Annotated in this window: 21 protein-coding genes; 5 read left to right on the top strand and 16 right to left on the bottom strand. The window is 43.9% G+C overall.

What is annotated here, in order from left to right; translation table 11 throughout:
- Positions 1–251 precede the first annotated feature (251 nt).
- Positions 252–764 (top strand): hypothetical protein, encoded by a 513-nt coding sequence (locus tag Q4B82_RS06790; RefSeq protein ID WP_303065683.1) that lies wholly within the window; start codon positions 252–254, stop codon positions 762–764.
- Between the two features lie 243 nt (positions 765–1,007).
- Here Q4B82_RS06790 and htpX read toward each other — a convergent pair whose 3' ends face one another.
- The 7 genes from htpX to Q4B82_RS06755 all read right to left on the bottom strand — a co-directional run bounded on the left by htpX (position 1,008) and on the right by Q4B82_RS06755 (position 5,826).
- On the bottom strand, positions 1,008–1,859 hold the full coding sequence (htpX, locus tag Q4B82_RS06785; protein WP_303065682.1) for a protease HtpX: 852 nt from the start codon (positions 1,857–1,859) through the stop codon (positions 1,008–1,010).
- Positions 1,860–1,965: 106 nt separating this feature from the next.
- Positions 1,966–2,397, bottom strand: a complete 432-nt coding sequence (locus tag Q4B82_RS06780) for an SGNH hydrolase domain-containing protein (protein ID WP_303065681.1) — start codon at positions 2,395–2,397, stop codon at positions 1,966–1,968.
- A complete protein-coding gene (locus tag Q4B82_RS06775; protein WP_303065684.1) occupies positions 2,363–2,998 on the bottom strand; it encodes an acyltransferase in 636 nt (211 codons plus the stop codon). The genes Q4B82_RS06780 and Q4B82_RS06775 overlap by 35 nt, the downstream gene beginning before the upstream one ends.
- Positions 2,999–3,072: 74 nt before the next feature.
- Complete coding sequence (locus tag Q4B82_RS06770) at positions 3,073–3,924, bottom strand: PHP domain-containing protein (protein ID WP_303065680.1); 852 nt, start codon at positions 3,922–3,924, stop codon at positions 3,073–3,075.
- Positions 3,921–4,724, bottom strand: a complete 804-nt coding sequence (locus tag Q4B82_RS06765; protein ID WP_303065679.1) for a polyamine aminopropyltransferase — start codon at positions 4,722–4,724, stop codon at positions 3,921–3,923. The genes Q4B82_RS06770 and Q4B82_RS06765 overlap by 4 nt, the downstream gene beginning before the upstream one ends.
- Positions 4,721–5,470, bottom strand: a complete 750-nt coding sequence (locus Q4B82_RS06760; RefSeq protein ID WP_303065678.1) for a UDP-2,3-diacylglucosamine diphosphatase — start codon at positions 5,468–5,470, stop codon at positions 4,721–4,723. Before Q4B82_RS06760 ends, Q4B82_RS06765 begins: the two co-directional genes overlap by 4 nt.
- Positions 5,471–5,472: 2 nt before the next feature.
- Positions 5,473–5,826: an arsenate reductase gene (locus Q4B82_RS06755; RefSeq protein ID WP_303065677.1), complete on the bottom strand. Its 354-nt coding sequence runs from the start codon at positions 5,824–5,826 to the stop codon at positions 5,473–5,475.
- Between the two features lie 138 nt (positions 5,827–5,964).
- Here Q4B82_RS06755 and Q4B82_RS06750 point away from each other — a divergent pair, with 138 nt between their 5' ends.
- Positions 5,965–6,588: a hypothetical protein gene (locus Q4B82_RS06750; protein ID WP_303065676.1), complete on the top strand. Its 624-nt coding sequence runs from the start codon at positions 5,965–5,967 to the stop codon at positions 6,586–6,588.
- Positions 6,589–6,738: 150 nt separating this feature from the next.
- The gene (locus Q4B82_RS06745) at positions 6,739–7,617 is read left to right on the top strand and encodes an ATP-binding protein (protein WP_303065675.1); all 879 of its coding nucleotides are present in this window, start codon (positions 6,739–6,741) and stop codon (positions 7,615–7,617) included.
- A 284-nt stretch (positions 7,618–7,901) separates the two neighbouring features.
- Here Q4B82_RS06745 and Q4B82_RS06740 read toward each other — a convergent pair whose 3' ends face one another.
- The 7 genes from Q4B82_RS06740 to upp form a co-directional block, all read right to left on the bottom strand.
- Positions 7,902–8,273, bottom strand: a complete 372-nt coding sequence (locus Q4B82_RS06740; protein ID WP_303065674.1) for a rhodanese-like domain-containing protein — start codon at positions 8,271–8,273, stop codon at positions 7,902–7,904.
- A gap of 84 nt (positions 8,274–8,357) precedes the next feature.
- Complete coding sequence (truA, locus tag Q4B82_RS06735) at positions 8,358–9,140, bottom strand: tRNA pseudouridine(38-40) synthase TruA (protein ID WP_303065673.1); 783 nt, start codon at positions 9,138–9,140, stop codon at positions 8,358–8,360.
- Between the two features lie 11 nt (positions 9,141–9,151).
- Complete coding sequence (locus Q4B82_RS06730) at positions 9,152–10,099, bottom strand: hypothetical protein (protein WP_303065672.1); 948 nt, start codon at positions 10,097–10,099, stop codon at positions 9,152–9,154.
- 12 nt (positions 10,100–10,111) lie between these two features.
- Positions 10,112–11,797, bottom strand: a complete 1,686-nt coding sequence (gene recD / locus Q4B82_RS06725) for an exodeoxyribonuclease V subunit alpha (RefSeq protein WP_303065671.1) — start codon at positions 11,795–11,797, stop codon at positions 10,112–10,114.
- 56 nt (positions 11,798–11,853) lie between these two features.
- Positions 11,854–12,807 (bottom strand): glutathione synthase, encoded by a 954-nt coding sequence (gene gshB / locus Q4B82_RS06720; RefSeq protein WP_303065670.1) that lies wholly within the window; start codon positions 12,805–12,807, stop codon positions 11,854–11,856.
- 60 nt (positions 12,808–12,867) lie between these two features.
- A complete protein-coding gene (locus Q4B82_RS06715) occupies positions 12,868–13,185 on the bottom strand; it encodes a DUF2322 family protein (RefSeq protein ID WP_303065669.1) in 318 nt (105 codons plus the stop codon).
- A gap of 62 nt (positions 13,186–13,247) precedes the next feature.
- Positions 13,248–13,883, bottom strand: coding sequence for a uracil phosphoribosyltransferase (gene upp, locus Q4B82_RS06710; protein ID WP_303065668.1), 636 nt, complete (start codon positions 13,881–13,883; stop codon positions 13,248–13,250).
- A 155-nt stretch (positions 13,884–14,038) separates the two neighbouring features.
- Between upp and Q4B82_RS06705 the strand changes: the two genes are divergently transcribed.
- Positions 14,039–14,458, top strand: coding sequence for a hypothetical protein (locus tag Q4B82_RS06705; protein ID WP_303065667.1), 420 nt, complete (start codon positions 14,039–14,041; stop codon positions 14,456–14,458).
- A gap of 85 nt (positions 14,459–14,543) precedes the next feature.
- Here the strand turns inward: Q4B82_RS06705 and potE are convergent, their stop codons facing one another.
- Both potE and Q4B82_RS06695 read right to left on the bottom strand, forming a co-directional pair.
- Positions 14,544–15,860: a putrescine-ornithine antiporter gene (gene potE, locus Q4B82_RS06700; RefSeq protein WP_303065666.1), complete on the bottom strand. Its 1,317-nt coding sequence runs from the start codon at positions 15,858–15,860 to the stop codon at positions 14,544–14,546.
- 162 nt (positions 15,861–16,022) lie between these two features.
- Entirely contained in the window at positions 16,023–18,188 is a 2,166-nt protein-coding gene (locus Q4B82_RS06695; protein ID WP_303065665.1) for an ornithine decarboxylase, read from the bottom strand.
- Positions 18,189–18,759: 571 nt separating this feature from the next.
- Here Q4B82_RS06695 and Q4B82_RS06690 point away from each other — a divergent pair.
- A partial coding sequence (locus tag Q4B82_RS06690; RefSeq protein WP_303065664.1) for an ATP-binding cassette domain-containing protein occupies positions 18,760–19,173 on the top strand: 414 nt, incomplete at its 3' end.

The following is a 19,173-nucleotide window of genomic DNA, read 5'->3' as shown; positions in this document are numbered from 1 at the left end:
CAGCCTGAAAAGTGGCAATTTCGCTTTTCAGGCTGCCTTTCAGTACACGACAAAATCTTTCAGGCTGTCTGCAACCTGTCCCCTCCCCTGCTGGCGGGGGAGGGTTAGGGTGGGGGTGGCTCTTTGCGTTTCTAACCCCCACCCCAGCCCTCCCCCTTACATAGGGGGAGGGGGGCAGGCTTGTGGCAATATCAAAAAATGTCGTGTACTGTAAGGCTGCCTGAAACACAACCGCAGTGGAGAAAAACAACATGAACAAATATTTGGATAAACTCTACGAACAATTTTCGGGCGTACGCCACACACGCAACGAAGCCGAACGCCACAAATTAAACGAAAAATTGGCAAAGCAAGCGGTGGCATTAAAATTGTTTATCATCATCATGTTTTTTTATTATTTGCTGGTGGACAAATCACGGGGCGACCTATTTTTGATTTTGATGGTGATTTATTTTTTATCATTTGAAAACAATAATTTAAATAATACCCCAACCCACTTAACTTGGGCAGAACGCTGGCAAAATTGGAAAAACAGCATACGCATTGCCAATGGGATTTTGTTGCTGGCGGTGCTGGTGATTAATGTGATTTTGTTTGCGCTGTTGCCGTTTGGTGAACACAATTGGCGTTTACCTGTTGTGACAACATTGATTTTTTGGTTGTTTGGCGCAATTTTATTAAACGCTTACTATTTCATTAATATACTGATTATTCGGAAATATTTGAAACAGGAACACACCCAATCCTCCGCTTATGGTGCGTAATGAGGGTTTTCGTGAAATCACGATAATTTTGATTACAGAGTGTCCACTTTGCACCAAATTTAAAGCAATTTCAATTATTTTTTGTGGTGGGTCATGCATCCTACACAAAATGTTTCAGGTAGCCTGAAAGCGTTGTAAAACCAATAATTTTAACCACGACTATCTATATTGATTTGATAAACCTTAAACAAACAAGCTGCCTGAAAGTTTCAGGCAGCTTGTTTGTATTGTATGAATGAAAAATCAAATGTCTTTTAAACGTGCAATGCGATTATCCAAGCTGGGGTGGGTGGCAAACAGGGAGTCTTTGGTTTCGCTGGCAATGCCCATGGCACTCATTTCTTTGGGTAATGCGCTGGTGTTACCTTTTAAGCGTTGCAATGCTGCAATCATTTTGTTTGCCCCTACCAATTTGGCAGCACCTGCATCAGCACGGTATTCACGCTGACGGCTGAACCACATGACAATCATGCTTGCTAAAAAGCCAAACAAGATTTGCATGACCATATAGACCAAAAAATACATACCGCTGTTTTGACCGCTTTCTTCGCCATCGCGGTTTTGTGCCACGATACCTGCAACAATGCGGGCGAAAAATACCACAAAAGTATTCACGACACCTTGAATCAAGGTCAGCGTTACCATATCGCCATTGCCAATGTGTGCCATTTCATGCGCCAAAACGGCTTCCACTTCATCACGTGTCATATGTTGCAATAAACCTGTACTCACCGCAACCAGGGAATTGTTTTTACTGGCACCTGTTGCGAATGCATTGGGTTCGGGAGAGTCATAAATTGCCACTTCTGGGGTTTTTAAATTCCATTGACGTGCTTGATTTTCCACAGTTTGCAATAGCCATGCTTCCAACTCATGTTGTGGTTGCGTAATCACTTGGGCATTAACCGAGTGTTTGGCAATGGTTTTGGACATCAATAATGAAATGATTGAACCCGTGAAACCAATAACGGCCGCAGATGCCAGCATCGCACCTAATCCGCCTCCGCTGCGATTTAATCCCAGTACATTCAAAATAATGCTGATAACCAGCAAAACGGCAATATTGGTTGCCAGAAATAAGGCTATGCGTTTCATGTGTGTTCCTTGTGGTTTTATTGGATTATCAAAACGGTATGAATTATCACAATTTTTTGTTCAAAACTGGGTTTGTTTATGGAAAAGTATGCAAAAATTGGCAAGATTATTGAGGTAAATGCTCGGGTTTAATCAAGGTTTTTCCGTCTCGAATAAATTGTTGAGCAAGGTAGTCTGCGCCGTAGGGATTGAAGTGGTCGTCATCGTAATAGACGGGGAGACCGTTGCTTTGGAAATCGTGCGGTAAATAGCGGTTAAAATCAATTTCTACCCAATGGGCTTGTGGATATTGGGCGACAATGTTTTTGATTTTTTGATTGGTGTGTTCCATAATTTCCGCATTTTTTAATAATTTTGAGTCAAATGAATTACCTATGCCAATGTTTTTGCGTTTTAAATATGCCAAACGTTGCAAATCATAGGCGACAATTGGGTTGTCTTTAATGACATAGATTTGTTTACCTTGTTGTGTTAGCCATTGGAGTGTATTGGCAAAATTTTGGTCATAATTGGCTGGCTGGGCGCATTGCGAGTGCAAACCATGCACCGATTAACAATTCATAAACCCTTGTCCATGTTAGAAAATAGGCATCGTATTTATTATATTCATAATAAAACGAAGCCATGCTGATGCACATGAAAATTGCAAACAAAACACGAATTTTCCTCTGCGGTAAACCTTGCCATTTTTGATACAACCACATCAATAATAAAGGAAAAACAAAATAAAATTGTTCTTCCACAGATAAAGACCAAATATGCTGTAAAGGTTTTTCCATAGATGAAGTATCAAAATAGCCACCTTGTCGCCCAAAATAAATGTTGGCGGCAAACATCAATGAATAACGTGCCGATTTGAGCATGTCCATAAAATCAGTTGGTAACATGATGTAGGCAGAAGCTGCGGTTGCTACACTTAAAACAGTTAAAAACGCAGGTAAAATGCGTTTGGCGCGGCGTTGGTAGAAATTCAGCAAGGAAAATGTGCCGTTTTGTAATTCACGCTGGATAATCCCTGTAATCAGAAAACCTGAAATCACAAAGAAAATGTCTACACCTAGAAAGCCGCTTGGCAACCAAGTGGCATTGGCGTGGAAAATAATTACAGCGAAAACAGCAAAGGCGCGTAAGCCATCAATAATCGGGGCGATAACAGTGTGTCTGACTCATGATGTTGGCTTTTTCAATTTTTTCACATGTTTCAATTTGTTTTTCAGGCAGCATCAAAAGGCTGTTTGAAATGTTGCCAAACAGGGCGACTTGTGGGTGGCAATTGGGGGGATTGTCCCAATGTACTGCCGCTGTAATCATGCGGTTTGTGAAAATCGCTGCCTGTACTGGCGAGTAGTCCGTATTGATTTGCCAATAGGGTGTAGTTTAAACGGTCGTTTAACGTACAGTTACCGCTGTGTACTTCGGTAGCTTGTCCGCCCAATTGGGCAAATTCGGTAAATAAATTGCGCCGTGCGGTGGCGGATAAATCGTAACGCATTGGGTGGGCAATCACGGCAATCCCGCCTGCTGCTTGAATGGCGGCAAGGGTTTCAGGCAGGTTTGCCCATTGATGTTTGACAAAGGCACTTTTGCCTTCGCCAAGATAATGCGTGAATGCCTGTTGTTTGTTGCGAACGTAACCGTTTGCCAATAAAAATTCAGCTAAATGGGTGCGCGAGACCATTTCAGGGTTGGTGGCACGCGCCATTGCGCCTTCAAATGCGTCTGTTATGCCGTGTTTGTGTGCCAATTTTTCTGCCATTTGGTGTATGCGTTCAATGCGTCCTTGTCGCACGCGAGCGAGCAAATTTTGCAATTCAAGATGGTGTTCATCAAAATCCAAAGCCACAATGTGTATGGTGCGTGAACGCCATGTTACTGAAATTTCTACGCCATTCACGAAATGGATACCGTATTGTGTTGCCGTTTGACGTGCTTCGTTTAAACCGCCTGTGTGGTCATGGTCGGTTAAAGCCAAGAGTTTACAACCATTTTGTGCCGCAAGTGCGACGACTTCACGGGGTGCTAATGCGCCATCGGATACGGTGGAATGACAATGTAAATCTATCATAATGTGGCTGCCTGAAAATAAAATGTTTTGCCATTGTGTGGGTTATTGGCTTTGGCATCGGCAAACAGGCGGCGAAAATCCAAATGGTATTGCGCTGAAAGTTGTTCGGCGTGTTTTTTTAATTTGTCCAATTGCAAGGTTTTGGGGGCTGCCTGAAACGCCAAAACCGCCATATTGCCATGACTTTCGGCTGGGATTTCCAATACGCGTCCTGCAAATTCCTGTTTCAGTTTTTGCACAAATTGTGGATAACGTTTGTCGCCACGCCACCAGTTTGTTGCAAAAATGCCGTTTGGCGATAGGGCGGTACGACAGTCGGCAAAAAATGCTGATGTGGTCAGTGCCTCAATGATTTGTACTCCGTCAAAACCATCTGCCAAAATTAAATCGGTGCTACTGCGCAAGATTTTCACATATTCTGCTCCATCGGCTTGAATGATTTCAAATTGTCCATTTTCAGGTGGCAACATGAATGAAGTACGGGCGATGTGAATGACTTGTGGATTGATTTCTATTGCCGTTTGCCGCATTTTGGGCAGTTTGTTATGCAACCAACGCACAAATGAACCACCTCCCAAACCAATGTGCAGCGCGTGTTGGGGCATTTCATTGGCAAACAGCAGCCAGCCCATCATGGCACGACTGTATGACAAAACCAGTTCTGCTGGATTGTCTATGTTCATGGAACTTTGAATGGTGGGCGTGCCTAAATGCAAGGAGCGGATGTTACCGTGTTCTGAAACATGGGCATCGGGCAAAGTATCGCGGAAAAATCGAGAACGTTGGTAGGGGTGGGTCATATTGAACTTTCTGTGTTTTCAGGCAGCCTAAAAAAATGTGCGCCATTGTCGTCTATTGCCAAATAACCGCCTTGATTATCATGCCAATCGGGCAGCACATAACGCGTAATGCAATGCTGCCTGAAACAATGTGTGTGGGTATTGGGTCTATGGGTATGACCATGCACAATGATTTGGACATGCGGAAAATGTGTTAAGGCTGCCTGAACGCCTTGTTCGGTTACGTCTGTTAGGGTGTAATCTGTGCCACTTTGTTTGCGTATACGGCTTTGAGCACGAATTTTGGCGGCAATGCGTTGGCGTTGGCAAAAGGGCAGAGTGCGTAACAGTTTTTTGACCCAAACTTGGCGTATGATGTGGCGGTAACGCAAATACGCCACATCATCGGTACACATTTCATCGCCGTGTGTCAGTAAAATGGTTTTGCCTGCAATGTCAATCAGGTGGTTTTCAGGCAGCAAAATCATATTGGCTTTTTGAGCGTAATCGTTGCCTAACATGAAATCGCGGTTGCCTGCAATGAAATACACTGGCGCACTTTGACTGAATACACGGATTTGTGTGGCAACTTGTGCGGCGGTTTGGCTGGGGTCGTCATCGCCTGTCCATGCTTCAAATAAGTCGCCCAAAATATAGAGCGCAGCAGCTTTGTCCTGATGCTTATGTAAAAAATTGGCAAACAGGAGATTGAGTTCAGGTGTGTCGTCTGAAAGATGCAGGTCGGCGATGAATAGAGTGGGGTGCATTTTTAGGCTGCCTGAAAAATCTCGGCGTATTGTTCGAGGTTAAAACCGACAACCGTTTGCCCGTTTACTTGCAAAACAGGGCGTTTAATCACGCTGGGGTTGGTTTGCATTAAAGCGATTGCGCCTATTTGTGTTTCTGCTTGAGCTTGTTGTTCAGGCGTGAGTTTGCGCCAAGTTGTACCACGTTTGTTTAATAAAGTTTCCTGCGACACCGTTTTCAGGCAGTCTAAAAGCCATGTTTCGCTTGGTGGTGTTTTTTTAAAATCGTGAAAGGTGTAGGCAATGCCCTGTTCTTCTAACCAAGCACGTGCTTTTTTCACGGTGGCACAGTTGGGAATGCCATATAGTTCGGTCATGATGTTGTCCTGATGGTTTAAAAACAGGGCGTATTGTACGAAAAGCTGTCATTTTTGTCTTGTCGGATATGCAGTTTGGGACTATGCTTGCGGTTTTAAATGATTTTCAGGCAGCATGAGATGATGAAGGACAGAAAAATGAGAAAATGGCTGGTATTGAGTTCGCTTGTGTTATTGGCAGCTTGTGGCAACAGCAACGACATCAGTAAATCCGATTTACAAAAAGCATTAGACCATTCGCCACACGGTAAAGTATGTGTGCCTGTTGCTCTGGAAATTGCAGACCGCCAAGGCGATGAAATCAGCACATTGGGGCAACCTGAAATCCGTGTACTGAAACGTTTGGAAAATGGCAAACGCGCCAATCAGCGTGCCATTGAGCAAATGGACATTTTGGTTCAAGCAGGTATTTATGAAGAAGTAGGCGTACAAAAATCAGATGATGCCAATTCACCCGTACGTCATTTGGTTTACCGTTTAACAGATAAGGGACGCAGCGTATTTCAACACCGTTCACATGGTTTGAGCTTGTGTATTGGTAGGTTGGAAGTAGAGAAAATTCATTATTACACGCAACCTACGCCTTCAAATGGTGTAACCATGAGCATGGTTTCTTATGAAGCGACCATTCAGCCTGAGCGTTGGGCGCGTAAATTATTGGCAAACAGTCCATATTATCAAGGTTTAACACAAGCAGAAACCCGTAACATCACTTTGGTGCAAACCAATGCAGGTTGGCGGGAAATTCACAGTTTATATTGAAAATCGGTATTCACAATCTTGATAGATGGATTTTTATTACAAAATCCTGTAAAGACAGATTCTGAAATTTAAAACAAATATTGTTCAGGTAGCCTATCTTGTGATTAAGGCTGCCTGAACAATGTGTATCATCATGAAAGTAACACGAATATGAGCCACAAAATCATCAAAACATTCTGTCGCCAAGCCCTTTCGGTTTTAAAGCGTTTGGACGCATGGTTGCCACCCGAACAAAATGACCCCGATTGGCAAGCCATTGCGTTTCGTTGGACAAAAACGGGGCAAAGTGGCGTATTGAAAGCCCTGTCTACGCCACATACCTTCCCTTTGAGCCGTTTGGCTGCGGTGAACACGCAAATGACCAAATTGGTTCGCAACACCGAACAATTTCTTAATCATCGCCCTGCCAATAATGTTTTGTTGTCGGGTGCGCGAGGAACAGGAAAATCTTCTTTAATCAAAGCCTTGTTGCATGAATATGCAACACAAGGTTTGCGTTTGATTGAAGTGGACAAACACGATTTACAAACCTTGCCCGCTTTATTGGATATTTTGGGTAATCGTCCCGAAAAATTCATTGTTTTTTGTGATGATTTGTCATTTGAACATGGTGAAGACGGTTACAAAGCCTTAAAGACCGCATTGGACGGTAGCTTGGCACGCCGTGCAGACAATGTATTGGTTTACGCCACTTCTAATCGCCGTCATTTGATGCCCGAATACATGAATGAAAATACAGGTTATACGGGCGAACGTGGTGAAATTCACCAAAAAGAAGCGATTGAAGAAAAGGTTTCTTTGTCTGACCGTTTTGGTTTGTGGTTGAGTTTTTATCCTTTTGACCAAGAAGAATATTTGGCAGCGGTACAAAATTGGCTGGCGGATTTTGGCGTAGCTTATGATGAAACCGCACGCCATGCCGCTTTAAATTGGGCGCAAATGCGTGGCAACCGTTCGGGTCGCTCTGCTTATCAATTTGCTTGTGATTGGGCAGGACGAGATGAAACGCAAAGGGTTTGGGATTTGTGATTGCAGCAAGAAATGGTCAAACATTTTCCAATAATCAGGCTGCCTGAAAGTTCAAGACACTTTCAGGCAGCCCATATATGGCTTTATTTTAACGAGAAGTTGAGATAAGAATATTGAACATGCCATGAAAATAAATGATTCGATATAGAGTAGGTGCTTACCTTCATCATTTTGAAGCAAGCTAAAAATTAGATTGCCAGTTAAACAGTGGGTGTAAGTGCCTACTATACGAAAAATATTTATTATAAATACATGGTTAAATTATTCTTTATCCCAAGTTTGCATTATTTAAAACCTTTTTTCAATAAATCATCATAGCCACCGTGATTGGTAACGTTCTGATAACCCAGTTTTTTTAGCTCTTGCAAAGCCACTTCGGCACGGCGACCACTGCGGCAATATAAGTTAATCGGTGCGTGTTTATTGGGGCTGATTTGGCTAATGCGTTGTGTGATTTGGTCAAGTGGTACATTGATGGCGTTGGTTAAATGTCCTTGTGCAAATTCTTCGGGCGAACGCACATCAATCCATAAGCCTTTTGCTTTGGGTATAGAGGCCTGCGCAGTAGTTTTGGCGGGCGTGGTTGCATTGTGAGCCAATACATTGTTGTGGAACAAAATGCTTGCAATGCTCAGTATCAAAAGGTTTTTTCTCATGATGTTATCCTGTGTTTGAGTGAAAGATTGGTTTTCAGGCAGTCTGAATATTGTGAAGTAAAGGTTACCTGAAAACGGGTGGTTTTACAACCATAAAGGAGTTGTATTGGGTGCAATGCTCCATTTTTCGGGATAATCCACGCCAGTTAAATACAAACCATCGGGCATAAAAGTGGGCGGTGCAAGCAAACGGCTTTGGGCTGCCAATAAGTCGGCAAAATCTGCCACACCCAATCGTCCGCTTCCCACATAAACTAAAGCCCCCATGATGTTGCGTACCATGTGATGCAAAAAGGCATTGCCGTGTAAATCCAATTTAATCAAACCATTTTCTTTAAATAAATTCACACTATACAGCGTTTTAATCGGCGATTTTGCTTGGCATTCTGCCGCACGAAAACTGGAAAAATCGTGTTCGCCCACCAATAAAGCTGCTGCGGCTTGCATGGCAGATAAATCTAAAGTGTAATGTGTCCAGCCTACACGTTTGTCCAATAAAGGCTGACGCACAGGTGAAGTATGTAACAGATAACGATAACGCCGAGCGCAAGCATCAAAACGTGCATGAAATGTGTCGCCCACTTCTTGTGCATGCCATACGGCAATGCCAGCGGGTAAATGGACATTGACACCGCGTATCCACGCGCTTAAAGGGCGTTGTGCGCGGGTGTCAAAATGCACCACTTGGCTGGTAGCGTGTACGCCTGTATCGGTGCGTCCTGCTGCGGTTGTGGCAATGGTTTCGCCCGCAATGGTACTTAATGCGTGTTCCAAAGCTGCCTGAATGGTGGCGATGCCATCGGCTTGTTTTTGCCAGCCGAAAAAGCGACTGCCATCATAAGATAGAAAAAGGGCGTAACGTTTCATCAATTTGATTTTCAATTAAGTGATTTACCATTAAAGGTTTTTTTTCGTTTCCAAAAGGCGCGTTGGGCTTTGGGTGGAATGGTCAATTTTCCATGTTCACAAATCACATTCAAACCTTTCAGGCTGCCTGAAAACAGGGCATCGGCGATAGGGGCGAAAAAATGGTTTTCCCAATTGTGTAATTGTTGTGCATATGACCAGACATCGCCAGTGTGTGCGCTGGCAACAAAATCTTCGCTCAATAGGGTGGTTTGATTGATGTCCACTTGTTCTTCTTTGCACAGGCTTTGCCAAGCGACAAAATCATAGGGGACATCGCTGTGTTTCAGGCGACCAATCTGCGCCCACGCGCTGTTGCTACCAATTAAGGCTGTCTGAAACGCTTGGGTACGGGATAATGTGTGCTGCCATAACCATAAACCATTCACAGGCACTTCGCCGCGTGTGCTACGTGATTGATTAATAGGGTGTTGGTGTAAAAACATTTGGATTTCTGTGTTCAGTTTTAACCATTGTTTTGTGCTGTATTGTTCGCTGCGCAGCAGGCCATCGGTTTGACCGCACACATCAAATACGGGGTCAATGTGCCAAGTGTCCATTTCAGGCAGCGTGATTTGCCAGATTTCGGGGGTGTGTAAATGGAATTGGGCGTCCGTACCATAAAAGTCGTTTAAATCTTGGCATAGGATTTCAGCTTCTTCGGCAGGTAAGGTAAAACTGCGACTGTCCAACATTTGCGTGTTGTTCATTCCCATTTGCTGCCAAATGGGAATGGCAAAAGCCTGATTTTCAGGCAATATTGGAATATTGAGGTATTGTTGATACAGTTGGGAAACCTTGTGATGAGGGTTGGTGTGTACATGCCCAAAACGCAGCAGCTGGTTGAAAGCAGGTGTGTGTAATGCAGGCAAAGTTTCATCGGCATCACGCAAAAAATGCGGCAAGATTAAGGTGAACATGGTGTGTGGTATTTAAAAAGGGTTTGAAGTAGCCAAAAATTGTGCCAATGCGCTGCGACGTGTTTCGATATGTGTACAAGCTGCCTGAAAATCTTCTGCTTTGCCCCAATAGACAAAACGTTGTTTGGCTCGCGTAACGGCAGTGTACAACAGTGTGCGACTGAATGCCAATGTTGCGTCTTGGTTTGTGCGTTCGGGAGCAACAAACCACACTTCGCGGTATTCCGAGCCCTGACTTTTGTGTACGGTTATGGCAAAGGCGGTTTCGTGTTCAGGTAGCTTGGAAGCAGGCAAGATTTGACCATCGGCAAAATGTGCCACAAAACGCCCATCGGGTTGTGCCATGATAATGCCCATGTCGCCGTTATAACGCCGTTGTGCGTGGTCGTTGCGGGTAATCATGATGACTTGTCCTGGAAATAATTTTTGATGTGGTGCAATGCGTCCATGTTGTTGTAGAAGACGACAATATTGTTGATTGAGGTTTTCAGCATCGGCACGCACAGCGGTCAGCACAATCATGTCGCTCATGTGTTCAAATGCTGCCTGAATGTCCTGTTGGTCTATGGCTTGCCAATACGTGCTTTGGGTTTGATACAATTGTGATACAAGTTGGCTGTGCTGCTTGTTGTATTGGCTTAATGCTTGTGGATATTGCGCGAAGGTTTCCCATGCACTTTGGGCATCACCTGCTTGTATGGCACGCGCCAAATTACCGATGCCACTTTGACTGTGAAAACGATGGCTGATGGTTAATTTTGCATGGTTCTCAAACAGATTGTGCAGCGATTTTTCAGGCAGCATGGCATGAATGAGTGCCTGTTTATCGGGCGATAAAACAGGGGTTTGTGTGAGTGCGTCTAAAATTGCACCCGCACCAACCGATGGCAGTTGTTCCGCATCGCCCAATAAAACCACGCGACAACCATTGGGTAAAGCTGCCAGTAGCTGTTTGAGCAGATAAGTGTCCAACATGGAGGCTTCATCTAGCAGTAAAACATCGGCGGTTAAGGGGTGGTGTTCATCAAATTGTGCTTGCATTTGTGGCGGACGCAGATTGAGCAGACGATGGACGGTTTGTCCTGTTAAGCCCAATAAATGATGATGCACGTTTTCAGGCAGCCCTTGAATTTTTTGGGTGGCAGCATGTAGGGCTTCACTCATGCGTGCTGCGGCTTTGCCTGTGGGAGCTGCCAACAGGATTTCAGGCAGCCTATCGTTGTTTAAACACAATAATGCCAGTAATTTGGCAACAGTAGTGGTTTTGCCTGTACCAGGTCCACCGCTGATTAAGACAAAGGGTTGAATCAAAGCCAAAGCGGCGGCGTTTTGTTGGTCGTAGCTGCCTGAATCGGCAAACCATTCACGCAATTTAGCTGTTGTTTGCGTTCTGGGTTCGGTACAAATTGAATTAGATAAACGGCGAATGTGTGCTGCTAATTCTTGTTCTAAAACACAGAAACGACTGAAAAACAGTTGTCTGCCCAATAAAGTTAGAGGGGTGCTGCCATTTATACCCACAACGGTGTGTGCCTGTGCCAAGTTTTCGGCTTCGCTTTGATTAAGCCAAATGAAACTGTGCCCATCATCATAGGCTTGAAATAGGCGTTCCACAAAGGGTTGCAATGTATCAGCCCATTCGGGGACAGTTTGACACAGTAATCGGTAAGTGGCTTGGGCTGCTGGGTGTGGTGTCATGGGTTTATTGGGGGAAACTGGGTTTAAAATGGGTTTTAGCTTCACAGAACTTTGTTTCAGGTAGCCTCGTGTTCTACTGCATCCATAAACATGGCGGCAACATCATAAAATTTCTGTTTCATGATTTCTTGGAAACCCGTTGGGCTGGTTACGTTCACTTCGGTCAAATAATCGCCAATCACGTCCAAGCCTGCCAATAAAATACCGCGTTCTTTCAGTTTGGGGGCAAGGCTTTCGGCAATTTGGCGGTCGCGTCCGCTCAATTCTTGTACCTCACCTTGTCCGCCAGCCGCCAAATTGCCGCGTGTTTCGCCTTCTTGCGGAATGCGTGCTAAAGCATATGGCACGACTTCGCCATTGATGACCAAAATGCGTTTGTCGCCCAACACAATTTCAGGCAGGTAACGTTGCGCCATAATGGTGCGCGTGTTGCGTTGCATCAGGGTTTCCAATATGCTGTTGATATTGGGGTCTTTTTCGCGCAGCCTGAAAATGCCCATGCCGCCCATGCCGTCCAAAGGTTTGATGATGATGTCTTGGTGCTTGCCCAAAAAATCTTTGATGTCGGCAGCGCGTGTGCTGACCAAAGTGGGGGCAGTCCATTCGGAAAATTGCAAAATTGCCAACTTTTCGTTGAAATCGCGCATCGACTGACCGCTATTGAATACCTTTGCACCTTGATTTTGCGCCAGTGTGAGCAAATGTGTGGCGTACAAATATTGCATATCAAAAGGTGGGTCGGTGCGCATAATCACCGCATCAAAACGGTTGAGCGCGGCTGGTACGGCTTGTCCTGCGTGAAACCAATGTTTGTCGTCATCGTTTTTGGTGCCGATGAATTTGAATGGGGAAACGCGTGCAGAAACCACATTATTATGCACAAACAATTGGCTGCTTAATGTGTGATAAAGCATGATGCCACGTTCTGATGCCTCGCGCATCATGGCATAGGTGGTGTCTTTGTATGTTTTGAATGTGTACAGTGGGTCGGCAATGAACAATATTTTCATCAAAATTCCTTTTTCATGATTTTTCAGGCAGCCTGAATGCGTTTCAGGCTGCCTGAAATTTTATGCCAAATTGGGCTTTAAAGTGTAAGTTAAATGCTCGTTTTTCACGCGCAACAGCAAATCCACATTGGGGTGTTTGTTGGGATTTTGCAATGCGTCTTCGGTGTGTTCGGCAAACCATGTCAAGCCTTGCTCGGCAGCCGCTGCGTTTAAAGTGCCGTCAAATTGTTGCGCCAAAGCATTGTAAAGTTTCAGGCTGCCCAATTTGCCTTCAATGGCAGGGATTTGATGAACCACATTGCCATTTTCATCGCAAACGTCCAAGCCGCTTAAATGCTCAATGCTGGGGAAAGTTGCCAAATAGTCTTTAAAATTCATTTTTTTATCCTTGTGTTTTGTTTTGGCTGCGCTGAATGTGTTTTCAGGCAGCCTGAAAAATGTTATGCGTGTTTCGTGCCAAAAATTTTGTCGCCCGCATCGCCCAACCCTGGAATGATGTAGCCATTTTCATTCAAATGGCTGTCCAAAGCGGCGGTGTAGATGGTTACATCGGGGTGCGCTTCATTCACGACTTTCACGCCTTCGGGCGCGGCAACCAGCACCAAAGCCTTGATGTTTTGGCAACCTTTTTGTTTCAGCATGTCAATCGTGGCGACCATAGAGCCGCCCGTTGCCAACATCGGGTCAATAATCAGGGCAGGGCGCAAATCCATTTTGTCCACCAATTTTTCAAAATATGGCACGGGCTGCAAAGTCTCTTCGTCGCGCTGCAAACCGACCACGCTGATTTTGGCGGTGGGGATTAAGTCCAACACGCCGTCCAACATGCCCAAACCTGCGCGTAAAATTGGCACAACGGTTAAGGTTTTACCTTTGATGCGTTCACCTTGAATTTTGCTGCCGTCCCAGCCGTCAATTTCGTGGACTTCAATTTCAAAATCGCGCGTGGCTTCATACGCCATTAAGCGCGACAATTCTTTGGTTAAAGTGCGGAATTTGCTGGTGCTGCAATCGGCTTCGCGCATCAGGCTCAATTTATGGCGTACAAGGGGGTGGGTGATAATGTGAATATTCATGATTTGGCTTTCTTTATGCGTAAAATAGGCGTTATTATATGCGTTTTGGTACTAAGTTACCAAATCAAGCAAATGATTGTGCAGGCTGCCTGAAATACGGTATATTCAGGTGGATTGATACAATCTGTTGTTTGATGAATTGAAGGAGACAAATTATGTCTATTTGGAAAAGACCCGAAGAATTGATTATGGCGATTTTAGGGGTATTTTGGGTGGTTTTAACTTATTTTCTTGCTGCTTATGCGGTACAAGGTAGTGTGAAATATGTGTTTTTAATTACGGGACTAACGGCATTGTGGACTTTGTTGGCTTTTTTTGTATGGCAACGAAATCGTTGGTTGGATTTCTATCCTGTTTTAATGGGTTTGTTGGTGGTGTGCTGGTGGTCTTGGTTGGATTGGTTGGCTGTACCACAGTCTGTTATCACCCAAGATGAGGTGGACATGGCAACTTTGCATACTCCATGGTATGTAACACTTACATTTAAAATCATCATCGCATCTTTACCTATCGTGGCTTTATATATCTTAAAATGGCGCAAACAACGTGAACGCAGAATGAATGGTCAAATTTGAGTGTTTATCTTAAAATTAATTTTCATTTAGGTAAAAGAAGGCTGCCTGAAAATCTTTTCAGGCAGCCTAAACATAATCACATTAATCAAAACGGTTGCTTCAAATCATATTTCGTAGAAACCACTTTGCCGTACAGCACCCAGCCTGCAAACACCGCCATACCGCCCCAGAACATCGCTTCTTGCCCCGAACCGTACAGCGCGTAAAAACTGTACAAATTACCAATGAAGGCAATGACGCTGGTAAACACCATTTCCTTGCGTGGCACATTTGCCGCTTTTTGCAACACAATAATTGCAGACATAGACAAAATATACGGAATCAAATTGGTTACCACCGCTAAATTCACCAAAATATCAAACTGTTTGCTCAAACCTTCGTCCATGGTCATAAACGCCAAAGCCGTTTGTACCGCCGCAATGATGCTCATGCCCAAAACAGGGGTGTTGGTGGCGGTTACTTTGCCAAATTGGGGAATAAAATAGCCCTCGTCTGCGCCTGATTTAAACACTTGTCCAATGGTAAATTGCCAACCCAATAATGAACCTGTGCAAGACAAAATCAACAACGCCATCACAATTTGTCCCACCGTATGATTAAACATACTGGCAAATACCAAACCAAACGGTGCATCACTTGCCGCCAAATCCGCGTTTGGCACAATCCCTGCTACCACATTAGTAGAAACAATATAAATAATTGCGGTAATTAATGTTCCCCATAATACGGCAATGGGTACGTTTTTTTCTGGATTTTCAACCGCTTCTGAGTTGGCACAAGCCGATTCCAAACCCAAAAATGCCCATAAAGTAATCGCAATAGACGCTGGTACGGCTTCAAAAAAACCCATATTGTGCGGATTCCATGCCTCTGCGTACATACTCGGACTAAACCAAAACCAACCCAGCAAAGACACACCAATCACAGGAATAATCGCGCCCCAAACCGTTACGCTACTGATTTTCCCTGTAATGCGGGCACCACCAAAATTGGCAACCATCGTCAGCCAAACAAAGGCAATTGTACCCAATGCTACGCCCAATGGCGACAAATTCCAACCCATAAACGCCGCCAAATACCCCACAGCCGAAATCGCAATCGCCACATTCGCAATCAACAAAGACACGGCATAAGTATAATTCGCCATAAAATTACCGCCTTTGCCAAACGAATATTCCGCATAACCGCCCATGCCCCCTGATTTGGTGCTAAAACGTCCGCATTTGGCAAACGCATACGCCAAACACATTGACCCCACTGCTGTTACCAACCACGACAAAATGGAAATCGTGCCGACTTTCGCCAATTTTGCGAGCAACATGATAATGCCCGAACCCATCATGTTTACGACTGTTAAAATCGTGAGTTGCACCACACTCATTTTGCTTTTATTTGTTGCCATGATTTTTTCCTTTTTGAGGGATTTTCAGGCTACCTTTTACTACCCTACAAATTTTTGCCTACTACCCACCTGTTCCCTCTCCTGTGGGAGCAGATGGTAGTATTTCAACCATTGTGGGCAATATTTTATTTTTCAGGCAGCCTGAAAACTATTTCCCTTGTTTTAATTTTCCAAATCAATCACATAACCAAATGCACGGCGTGAACCATCTTCCACCTTTTGCAAATACACGCCTTGAATTTCAGGTTCAAACCCTGGTAAGCAATTGATGCCTTCTTCCAAAGCCAAGAAGTATTTTTGCACCGCGCCACCCCAAATTTCCCCTGGAACCACACACAACACACCTGGGGGATACGGTAATGCTCCTTCCGCCGCAATTTGCCCTTCAATTTCGCTCAAGCGCACCAATTTCACTTGATTGCGAATCAAACATTGTTGCGCGTCATAAGCCGACATCGCCTGTTTGCCCCAACCATCATGGCGGAACATATCGCGTTGCAATTGCTTCATATTATTGCGTTTGTAGAAATCGTGCATTTCTTGGCACAAACGGCGAATGGTGTAACCACGATAATAATCTTCGTTTTTGCCATAAACAGTTGGCACAACGTCTTTCATCAGGCTATTGTTTTCAATGTGTTTTTCAAATTGGGCAATCAAAGCCACCAAATGTTGCATTTTCGCCAGACTTTCGGCTGGTGTCAGCAAGAACAAAATGGAATTCAAATCGCATTTTTCAGGCACAATGCCATTGTCACGCAAGAAATTCGCCAAAATGGTCGCTGGAATACCAAAATCTTGGTACTCCCCCGTTTCCACATCAATGCCAGATGTGGTCAATAACAATTTGCATGGGTCGACAAAATATTGATTTTCGCCATAATTGGGGAAAGAATGCCATTTGGCATCGGGTTTAAACTGGAAGAAACGCAAATCGTCCAACATGTTTTCGGTGGGGTGGTCTTGCCATAATTTGCCGTCCACCGTGTCTGGCACAAAAGGCTTAATCATGGTGCAATGTTTCAACAATAATTTGCGTGCTTCAATGCCTACGCGCACACAATCGCGCCACAATTTGCGTCCTGCTACACCCTCATGCATACGTGCATTCACGTCTAAAGCTGCAAACATTGGGTAGAAAGGGCTGGTTGATGCTTGTAACATAAAGGCATTATTGAAACGTTTATGATTGCAATAACGTTTTTGTCCTTTGATATGACGGTCTTTTTTGTGAATTTGCGAAGTTTGTGAGAAACCCGCTTGTTGTTTATGCACGGATTGGGTAACGATAATACCTGGGTCGTTTTCATTTAATTCCAATAATAAAGGCGAACAATCACGCATCATCGGAATAAATTGTTCATATCCTACCCAAGCGGAATCAAATAAAATGTAATCACATAAATGACCAATTTTATCAACCACTTGTCTGGCATTGTAAATTGTGCCGTCATACGTTCCCAATTGAATGACCGCCAAACGGAATGGGCGTGGCAAATCAGCACGTTCAGGTGCGACTTTGCGGATTTCTTCACGAATGTATGGTTCATCAAAACACGCCGCGTCAATTCCGCCAATAAAACCATAAGGATTACGCGCGGTTTGTAAATAAACAGGTGTTGCGCCATTGATGATTAATGCGCCCATGTGAATGGATTTATGATTATTACGGTCAAATAAAACCAAATCGCCTTTGGCAAGCAATGCGCTGGTTACCACTTTATTAGAAGAAGATGTGCCATTTAAGACAAAATAGGTTTTATCGGCATTGTAAACTTTGGCAGCGTGCTGTTGTGCGGCGCAGGCTGCCCCTTCATGAATTAATAAATCGCCCAATTTCACATCGGCATTGCACAAATCGGCACGGAACAGGTTTTCGCCAAAAAAATGGAAAAATTCGCGTCCTGCAGGGTGTTTGGCGAAAAATTGTCCGCCCTGATGTCCAGGGCAATCAAAAGCGGCATAACCGCGTTTGGTGTATTCTTTTAATACGCTGAAAAATGGAGGCGCGAGTTTGGCGGTGTAATCATCAGCTACGGCATCAATTTGTTTGCCATAATAATGGCGGTTACCAAAACCCAATTGAATCACGCCTTTGAGTTTGGGCAAAATGCCATCGGGAATGCTTTCTTCTGGTTGCAAAGCGATAAACACAGGCACATCAAAACCTGTTTCTTCCATTTTTTCAATGGCATAGCAAACATCGTCTGCTGAAGCCACCGCCGCCGCGATATTGGTAAAATCGGTTTGACGAATATCCACAATTTCATATTCGGAAATAAAACCAGCTTGAACAGACGGACTGGCTGCGACTTTTAATGTTTTCATGCTAGATACTCCATTAAATTGATAAATTGTGCTGCTGTTTAGCCATTTTACGCCCATTAATTTCATATTGGCAAAAGGTAATATGAAATTTTTTATTGCGAAAAATATTTATTTTTTGAAATTTTATATTAATATTTAAGAAAATTTGTCAAATAGAACGGTTTAGATGAGTTCATATATCATTTATTGATACAAAATGCTTAAATGAGGTTTTTTTGATGTAAATTAATAAATAAACAATGGATTGATTTTAAAAATATTTAATTAAATTTCATGTGATTTTTGTGGAATGTAATTTGATGACAATGCTTATCGGCGCAATGTGAATAAAATGTGTTTTTTATTTTCAGGCTGTCTTGCAGTACACAACATTTTTTGTAGTGTGGACACTATCCGCCATTTTATCAATCTATGATAATTTAATTTGCTTGATATTTTTTGGTGGACAGTGTCAACCCTACAAGTTTTCAGGCAGCCTAACCTGCTTTTTATGTCAAAATTTGTTAAAATGCCGATGATGTGAAACATAAACAGCAACTTTTTCTTTTTGTTTATTTTTGGAGCGAGAAATATGTCTCAATACGTTTATTCCATGTTGCGCGTGAGCAAAGTTGTGCCACCGCAAAAAACCATCATCAAAGACATTTCCCTGTCGTTTTTCCCTGGTGCGAAGATTGGCTTGCTGGGCTTGAACGGCGCAGGCAAATCCACCGTACTCCGCATCATGGCGGGTGTGGACAAGGAATTTGAAGGCGAAGCCGTGCCGATGAGCGGTTTGAAAATCGGCTATTTGCCGCAAGAGCCAGAACTTGACCCCGAAAAAACCGTGCGCGAAGAAGTGGAAAGCGGTTTGGGCGAAGTGGTTGCCGCGCAAAAGCGTTTGGAAGAAGTCTATGCCGCCTATGCCGAGCCTGACGCGGATTTTGACGCGCTGGCAGAAGAACAAGCGCGTTTGGAAGCGATTATTGCCGCAGGTTCGTCCAGT

The organism is Alysiella sp. (assembly GCF_030525755.1).
GTDB lineage: Bacteria > Pseudomonadota > Gammaproteobacteria > Burkholderiales > Neisseriaceae > Simonsiella.
The sequence above is the reverse complement of the archived record's forward strand: the minus strand, read 5'-3'. Positions and strand labels throughout refer to the sequence as shown.

Coding starts and splice junctions, on each gene's coding strand:
- potE (WP_303065666.1), bottom strand. CDS start 15,860: ATGGCAACAAATAAAAGCAAAATGAGTGTGGTGCAACTCACGATTTTA.
- Q4B82_RS06705 (WP_303065667.1), top strand. CDS start 14,039: ATGTCTATTTGGAAAAGACCCGAAGAATTGATTATGGCGATTTTAGGG.
- Q4B82_RS06765 (WP_303065679.1), bottom strand. CDS start 4,724: ATGACCCACCCCTACCAACGTTCTCGATTTTTCCGCGATACTTTGCCC.
- Q4B82_RS06715 (WP_303065669.1), bottom strand. CDS start 13,185: ATGAATTTTAAAGACTATTTGGCAACTTTCCCCAGCATTGAGCATTTA.
- Q4B82_RS06745 (WP_303065675.1), top strand. CDS start 6,739: ATGAGCCACAAAATCATCAAAACATTCTGTCGCCAAGCCCTTTCGGTT.
- truA (WP_303065673.1), bottom strand. CDS start 9,140: ATGAAACGTTACGCCCTTTTTCTATCTTATGATGGCAGTCGCTTTTTC.
- Q4B82_RS06770 (WP_303065680.1), bottom strand. CDS start 3,924: ATGATAGATTTACATTGTCATTCCACCGTATCCGATGGCGCATTAGCA.
- Q4B82_RS06790 (WP_303065683.1), top strand. CDS start 252: ATGAACAAATATTTGGATAAACTCTACGAACAATTTTCGGGCGTACGC.
- recD (WP_303065671.1), bottom strand. CDS start 11,797: ATGACACCACACCCAGCAGCCCAAGCCACTTACCGATTACTGTGTCAA.
- Q4B82_RS06695 (WP_303065665.1), bottom strand. CDS start 18,188: ATGAAAACATTAAAAGTCGCAGCCAGTCCGTCTGTTCAAGCTGGTTTT.
- upp (WP_303065668.1), bottom strand. CDS start 13,883: ATGAATATTCACATTATCACCCACCCCCTTGTACGCCATAAATTGAGC.
- Q4B82_RS06760 (WP_303065678.1), bottom strand. CDS start 5,470: ATGCACCCCACTCTATTCATCGCCGACCTGCATCTTTCAGACGACACA.
- Q4B82_RS06740 (WP_303065674.1), bottom strand. CDS start 8,273: ATGAGAAAAAACCTTTTGATACTGAGCATTGCAAGCATTTTGTTCCAC.
- gshB (WP_303065670.1), bottom strand. CDS start 12,807: ATGAAAATATTGTTCATTGCCGACCCACTGTACACATTCAAAACATAC.
- Q4B82_RS06730 (WP_303065672.1), bottom strand. CDS start 10,099: ATGTTCACCTTAATCTTGCCGCATTTTTTGCGTGATGCCGATGAAACT.
- Q4B82_RS06750 (WP_303065676.1), top strand. CDS start 5,965: ATGAGAAAATGGCTGGTATTGAGTTCGCTTGTGTTATTGGCAGCTTGT.
- htpX (WP_303065682.1), bottom strand. CDS start 1,859: ATGAAACGCATAGCCTTATTTCTGGCAACCAATATTGCCGTTTTGCTG.
- Q4B82_RS06755 (WP_303065677.1), bottom strand. CDS start 5,826: ATGACCGAACTATATGGCATTCCCAACTGTGCCACCGTGAAAAAAGCA.